The sequence below is a fragment of the Myxococcus sp. CA039A genome, assembly GCF_013336645.1.
GTDB lineage: Bacteria > Myxococcota > Myxococcia > Myxococcales > Myxococcaceae > Myxococcus > Myxococcus llanfairpwllgwyngyllgogerychwyrndrobwllllantysiliogogogochensis.
Map to the genome: position 1 here is coordinate 1 of NZ_JABUMQ010000465.1, position 6693 is coordinate 6693.

At 70.3% G+C, this 6693-nt stretch carries 3 protein-coding genes and 1 pseudogene; 1 reads left to right on the plus strand and 3 read right to left on the minus strand.

Features of this window, described 5'->3' with window-relative positions; genetic code table 11:
- The first annotated feature begins 125 nt into the window (after positions 1–125).
- Positions 126–824 carry a general secretion pathway protein GspE gene (locus tag HR086_RS43440; protein ID WP_141649295.1) on the plus strand — a complete coding sequence of 233 codons (699 nt, stop codon included), beginning with the start codon at positions 126–128 and terminating at the stop codon, positions 822–824.
- A gap of 12 nt (positions 825–836) precedes the next feature.
- Here HR086_RS43440 and HR086_RS43445 read toward each other — a convergent pair whose 3' ends face one another.
- The 3 genes and pseudogenes from HR086_RS43445 to HR086_RS43455 form a co-directional block, all read right to left on the minus strand.
- Entirely contained in the window at positions 837–3185 is a 2349-nt protein-coding gene (locus HR086_RS43445) for a cyclic nucleotide-binding domain-containing protein (RefSeq protein WP_174468578.1), read from the minus strand.
- Entirely contained in the window at positions 3185–5305 is a 2121-nt protein-coding gene (locus tag HR086_RS43450; RefSeq protein ID WP_174468579.1) for a HEAT repeat domain-containing protein, read from the minus strand. The genes HR086_RS43445 and HR086_RS43450 overlap by 1 nt, the downstream gene beginning before the upstream one ends.
- Positions 5306–5394: 89 nt before the next feature.
- Positions 5395–6693 (minus strand): annotated as a pseudogene (locus HR086_RS43455) (pseudouridine synthase); the annotation flags it as partial.

The following is a 6693-nucleotide window of genomic DNA, read 5'->3' on the forward strand; positions in this document are numbered from 1 at the left end:
CCCCTCGGCAGGCTCCTCGGGGGCCGGACGTCCCCGGCCACTGGTATGCTGGGGGGGTGAATCCTTCTTCCGTGGCACCCCCGCCTTCGCCCCCTGGCCGCAAGCGCCGGCTCGGGGAAATACTCATGGACGCCGGCCTCCTGACGGAGACCCAACTGCGCTCCGCGCTCGCCGAGCAGCGCAAGTGGGGCGGACGGCTGGGCCTGACGCTGGTGCAGATGCGCTTCGTGGACGAGAGCTCCATGGTCCATGCGCTCTCGCGCCAGCTCTCCATTCCAACGGTGGAGCTGGATGGCCTGGCACCCTCTTCCGTGGCCCTCCAGGCGCTGCGCGCGGATATCGCCGAGCGCTACACCGTCTTCCCGACCGCGGCAGACCCCGCCAACAAGCTGCTGACGGTGGCCACCTCGGACCCGACGAACGTGGAGTCCCTCCAGGAGCTGGCCTTCCACACGGGCCAGCGCATCCAGGTGGTGGTGGCCGCCGCGTCGTCCATCGAGCGAGCCATCCGCCGCCACTACCACGGGGAAATCACCTCCGCGACAGCCTCGCCGCTGTCGTTCAATCTCGACGAACAGACCTTCGAGCTGGCGCCACCCTCGGAGCCGATGGAGATGGCGGGCGCGTCGCGCTCGACGGCCAGTCAGACACCGGCGCCCGTGCGGGAGAGCGAACTCACGCAGCGCGTGGATATCCTCACGCAGCAGGTCGCGGACCTGGAGCGCATGGTCGCTCAGCAGGCGCGCTCGTTGAGGGCCATGCTGGAGCTGCTGGAGACGCGGGGGCTGGTCACCCGCGACGACTACCTGGCCAAGGTGCGCTGAAGCCCGCGCGCCTCAAACCAGGATGAGTTCCTCTTCGCCATCCAGCGAGCTCAAGGTGCCGGAGAGGTTCGTCCCCAGGACTTGCTCGGTGCGGCGCAGGCGCTCGTCGCTCAGCTCGGAGATGAGCACGAGGATCTGCGGGTGGCTGGAGATGAGCGCATCGAAGTCCTCGCGCGGCAGCCGCAGCAGCGTGGTGTGACGCGCGGCCGTCACGGTGGCCGTGGCGGGCGTCTTCTGGAGGAGGGAGATTTCTCCGAACAGGTCCCCCTCCTTCAGTCGCGTCAGCAGGTGCCCGTCCTTGTGCACCTCCACTTCGCCGGAGAGCAGGACGTAGAGACCATCGGTCCGGTCGCCATCCCGGATAACGACCTCGCCGCGCTCGATGTCGCGGGCCCGGAAGCGCTCCACCAGCGTGCGACGGTCCTTCCGGTTGAAGGGACGGAACAGCGCCGAGGTGTTCATCACGTTGGTGAGCAGGCGCTGCCGCACGAACTTCTTCAGGGCCGCCGCCACCTGGGGATGGCTCCGCGAGAGCGAGGCGAGCACGGGCGCGGAGATCTCGAGCAACTGCGTGTCTTCGGTGCCAGCCTCGACGGACGCGGTGCGAGGGGCGCCGGACAGGATGGCCATCTCACCGAAGAAGGCTCCGCCTTCCAGCGCGGCCAGGTCCACGCGGCGACCTGACTCCGTCCGGAAGACGCGCACCTGGCCTTCACAGATGACGTAGAAGGCGTCGCCGTGGCTGCCCTGGTCGAGGATGCGCTCGCCCAGGCTGAAGCGGCGCAGAGGGCAGCGCTCGAACAGCTCGATGAAGGCGTCGCGCGGCAGGTCCGAGAACAGGGGGATGGTGGGGAGCGCGTCCAGTGAGGGCGCGTCGGTGAGGACTTCCTCGGTGAGGCTGAAGACCTCTTCCTCTCCGTCGCCGACTTCCTCGGCGCGCTGGTGCAGCCCCGCCTGTGCCGCCAGTTCCACGGCGTGCAGCAGGGAGTCCGCCTCCATCTCCAGTTCGGTGAAGGACGACGGGCTGGGCGGTACCGCGCGCAGCGACGCGCCAAGCTCCCGCGACACCTCTCGGAAGGGCACCGCCGTGGCACCCGCGTGAGGCGTGGCCTCCGCGCGACGAGGGCGCAACCCGGGAGGCGCGGAGGGCGGGTCGATGACCGTCGGCGTCCGAGGCATCGAGGTGGAATCCGTCGACCCTGCTTCCCCGATGGGCGAAGAGAGCGCCTTCCACTTGCCACTCACGGGCGAGCGAGGGCCCGACTTCAGGGCGTCCGTGCTGGCAGCGACGGGCGTCTCCGGCACGGGCGGAGGCACTCGCTGCGTGGCGCGCGGTGCGAGACCGGGAGGCAGCGAAGTGCCGTTGTTCTCCTGAGCGCTGGAGATGGAAGTCTCGGCGGACACGGAGGGAGGCGCCGACGCTGCCTCGCCCCGCGCCTGCGCGCTGGTGACAACGGCCCCGGCGGGAATCGTCCCGACACTCGCGTTAATGGACGCGTCTGACGCGCTCCGGGCATTCGCGTGGGTGTCGGCTACGCCGGCGGAAATCGCGCTGACACTCGCCGCTGGGGACGCCTCTGACGCGCCCCGCGCATTCGCGTGGGTGTCGGCCATCCCGGCGGAAATCACGCTGACACTCGCCACGGAGGGCGTCTCTGACGCGCTCCGGGCATTCGCGTGGGTGACTGCTGACACGGCGGGAGACGACTCGGGCTCGCCCAGCGCGATGTCGATGCCCTCGTGGTCCTCGCCTGGAGAGGCCGCCGCGACGGAAGCCTCCGCATCCGGATGCGAGAGGCCCATGCTCACCGAGTGAACAACCTCTTCCGACGTGTCGGTGGAGCCTGGGGTGGGCGCGTCCTCCACGGACAGCGCCAGTTCGGCGGGGAGTTCAGCGGAGAGGTTGACGGAACCCTCCCCTGCTTCCAGCACGGCCGGTGTCCCGGCGCGCGGGGGAGTGGGCACCGCCGCCACGGGACGCTCGGGCGGTGGCGGCGCGGAGAGCGCGCTCGTCATGGGCCCACGGGCTCGGGCACCCGCGGGAGTTCCCCGGCGCGCGTAGAGGTTCGCCAGCATCTGCTGGACGCCCTGGTGGCTGGGGTCCAGTTCGAGGATGAGCTTGCTCGCGGCGATGGCTCGCGGGAGGAAGCCCTCCTTCGCGAAGCCCTCGGCGGCGGCCTGATAGGCGGAGATGGCGCGTTCGCGCTCACCTGCCTTGGCCCACGCATCCCCCGTACGCAGGCGCGACTGGTGGTCCTTCGGATCGAGCTTGCAGAAGTCCTCGTACAACTCCGCGGCTTTGGAGAAGCGGCCCTTGGTAAAGGCTTCAGCGGCCCTGTCCTTGAGCTTGCGCGCCTCCATCACCTGGCTCCCTCGGCAGCGGTGCCGCCCTTCGCCAGCGCCGCCCCCGCCGCGTCGCGCACGGTGCGGAAGTAGTCGCTCTTGAGCGCATCCAGCGACTCCGACTGGTTCGTCGCGCCCATGCGCTTGAGCGCAGTCGCCGCCGCCGCGCGAATCTCCGGAAGGTCGTGGAACAGGTCTCGCGACACCGCGTCGGCCGCCTGCGAATCACCCAGCGTCCCGAGCGCCAGCAACACATCCCGCCGCGCGACGCTGTTCGTCTCGTCCAGCGCCTTGATGAGCGTGGGCACGGCATCCTTCGCCTGGATGCGACCGAGCAGCCCCGCCGCGAGCGCGGCCTCCGGGCCGCCTTCCTTCACCACCGTCTGGAGCACGGCCGACGCCGAGGCGGGCACGCCCGAGCCCCGCGTCAGCGCATCCAACACCAGCAGCTTCTCTCCACCCATCTTCGGGAGCAGCTCCATCAACGCCGCCGGACCCGCGTCGCCAGCCTCCGCGAGGGCCTGCGCGAGCGCCTTCTGGAGGTCCCGCTCGGGCTCCAGGAGTCCGTCACGCGCCACTGCCACGCCCTCGGGGCCCAGGTGCGCCAGGCCCACCAGCGCGGCGGTACGCAGGGGGATGCTCGAGTCCTGGCTGTAGCCCTTGAGCAGTTCCAGCGCGCCCGGCGCACGGAGCGAGCCCAGCGCACGCAGCAGCGTCGCCAGTGGGACCAGACGCTCCGCCTCCACGTCATCGAACAGCTCGGTGGGCACGCGAGGCTTGACCACCGGACGACCCGAGTCGCGAGCCCGCTGGGCATTGAGCGCCTTGACGCGCTCGAAAAGCGAAGCGTGACGGGCCGCACGCTCATCCGGCGCCGCACCGGGGACGTGAGGGGAAGACGGCGCCGAAGGGTCGAACGCGCTTGAGTAGTTCTCCGGCAGCTTCTGCGCGACCCAGTCGGTGCGCAGGGCCTCCAGGCCCTTCACCTCCTGCTCATAGAGCTTCTGGAGCTGGGGCACGACGGAGGCGTCGCCCACGGCGGTGACGGCCTCCACCGCGAGCAGGCGCAGCACCGCGTCGTTCTGGTTGAGCCACGGCGCCACCTTGGGAAGCAGCGGCAGGGCCGGGGGCCCCAACCCGAGGACGGCTTGCAGCCCACTGGCGGCGGTGGCGGGACGCGACAGTCGCTCGCCAATGGGGTCCATCGGGCAGCCGCCCCGCGAGCGCATTGCCCGACCGGCGGCGAGCGCCTCGGCTGGCGCGCCATCGAGGGCGACGGCGCACAGCGCGGTGTCCGCCTCGGGCGTGCGAGGGAAGGACAGGATGGCGTCGATGGCCATCGGACTCACGGCGCTCTTCTCCACCGCCACGGCCTGCAGGCGGGGCGCGGCGGCCGGGTCCTGCAACTTCATCAGCGCGATGATCGCGGACTCGCGCAGCTCGGGGAAGCTCTCGTCCAGCAGCAGGGCGATGGCACCCACGGCCCGCTTGTCACCGGCGTCTCCCAGGCCCCGCACGGCGGCGGCGGCGAGGATGACCTGACTGTCTCGAACCAGCGGCAACAGGCGATTCACGGCCTCCGGGCGACCGCTCTTGCCAAGCTCCTCGGCGGCGCCGACCCGCTCGGGCAGCGCGCCCTCGGTGAGCGTCAGGAGATTGCGATCCCACTGTCCCTTGGCCTCGGCGGCGACGACTTCCGCCATGGCGCCTGGGACGTTCGCGTTCTTCAGGGCCTGGACGATGACCTGACGGGTGGCGCGGCCTCGGCGCCCGTACTGGAGCGTGAGGTAGGCCTTGGCCTTGTCGTTCTTGACCTTGGAGAGCGCCATGGCGGCGCGGCCCTGGACCTCCTCGTCGGAGTCCTCCAGGAGTTCGCCGAGCAGGTCCACCACGCGGGGGTCCTGACTCTCCCCCAGCGCGACGGCCGCCTCTGCGCGGACAATGGCGGCCAGGTCCTTGGCCGCCCGAGTGAAGAGGACGAGGTCGTCCGGATTGCCTTGCCCGGCGAGCTTCTTCACCGCCAGGGCGCGGACCTCCGGACGTGGACTCTGGAGATCCGCGAGGAGCTGGTCTCGGCTGCCATTGCAACCGAGGACCAGGACCAGCATGAGGAGGAAGGGGCGGGTGCCGGTTCGCATCGGTCTCCGGTAAGGCGAACGGTGGAAAAGTCGCAGGGGGTTATATCAACGACCCCCCTGCCGCCCAATCCGCTGTGCTGTGTGGTGCGTCAGTAAGGCCGGCGAGGCCCCTTCGAGGATGAGCCCGCCCGCCCCTTGGGCCCCTGGGTGCTGAAGCGGGGCCGGGAACCGGCTTCCTTCTTCTTGCCCCAGTCCTGGAAACCCTCGGACTTACGGGCGCCTTCGGGGGCGAGGCCCCGGGACCCGGCGCGGACGACTCGCTCGCGGGGCGAGCCCTTGTCGTCATACGGCTTCCAGGCGCGGGCCTCTGTCCGGCCGCCTGCCCCCCGAGGACCCTTGCCGCCCGGCTTCGCGCCGAAGCCGCCGCTGCGTCCACGAGGACCCGAGCCTTCCGAATCACGGGGCTTCCGGTCGGGACGGCCACGAGGAGCGCCCGTGTCTCCACCGCTCCACTCGCGGCGAGGAGGACGGCCTTCGCCGGCCGAAGCCGAACGCCCTGCTCCGCGCGACGCACCGCCGCCGAAACGAGGACGGCCTTCGCCTTCCGAGCGACCAGCGCCACCGAAGCGAGGCTTGCCCTCACCACCGAAGCGCGGCTTCGAGTCGCCACCGAAACGCGGCTTCGAGTCGCCACCGAAACGCGGCTTCGAGTCACCACCGAAACGCGGCTTCGAGTCGCCACCGAAGCGGGGCTTCGAGTCGCCACCGAAGCGCGGCTTCGAATCGCCGCCGAAACGGGGCTTCGAGTCACCACCGAAACGAGGCTTCGAGTCACCACCGAAACGAGGCTTCGAGTCACCACCGAAACGAGGCTTCGAGTCGCCACCGAAGCGGGGCTTCGAGTCGCCACCGAAGCGCGGCTTCGAATCGCCGCCGAAACGGGGCTTCGAGTCACCACCGAAACGAGGCTTCGAGTCACCACCGAAACGCGGCTTCGAGTCGCCACCGAAACGAGGCTTCGAGTCACCACCGAAGCGCGGCTTGCTCTCGCCATCGAAACGGGGCTTCGAGTCACCACCGAAGCGCGGCTTGCCCTCGCCACCGAAACGAGGCTTCGAGTCACCACCGAAGCGCGGCTTGCTCTCGCCATCGAAACGGGGCTTCGAGTCACCACCGAAGCGCGGCTTGCCCTCGCCACCGAAACGCGGCTTCGAGTCACCACCGAAGCGCGGCTTGCCCTCGCCACCGAAACGCGGCTTCGAGTCACCGCCGAAGCGCGGCTTGCCCTCGCCACCGAAACGAGGCTTCGAGTCACCGCCGAAGCGCGGCTTGCCCTCGCCACCGAAACGAGGCTTCGAGTCACCACCGAAACGCGGCTTCGAATCACCGTCCGCGCCACGACGCGCGGGACCACGAGCCGACTCACCGTCCGCGCTCCACTCCTTGCG

What these genes read in the sequence shown, in the direction of transcription:
- HR086_RS43450 (WP_174468579.1), bottom strand. Translation starts at nt 5,305, where the DNA reads ATGCGAACCGGCACCCGCCCCTTCCTCCTCATGCTGGTCCTGGTCCTC.
- HR086_RS43445 (WP_174468578.1), bottom strand. Translation starts at nt 3,185, where the DNA reads ATGGAGGCGCGCAAGCTCAAGGACAGGGCCGCTGAAGCCTTTACCAAG.
- HR086_RS43440 (WP_141649295.1), top strand. Translation starts at nt 126, where the DNA reads ATGGACGCCGGCCTCCTGACGGAGACCCAACTGCGCTCCGCGCTCGCC.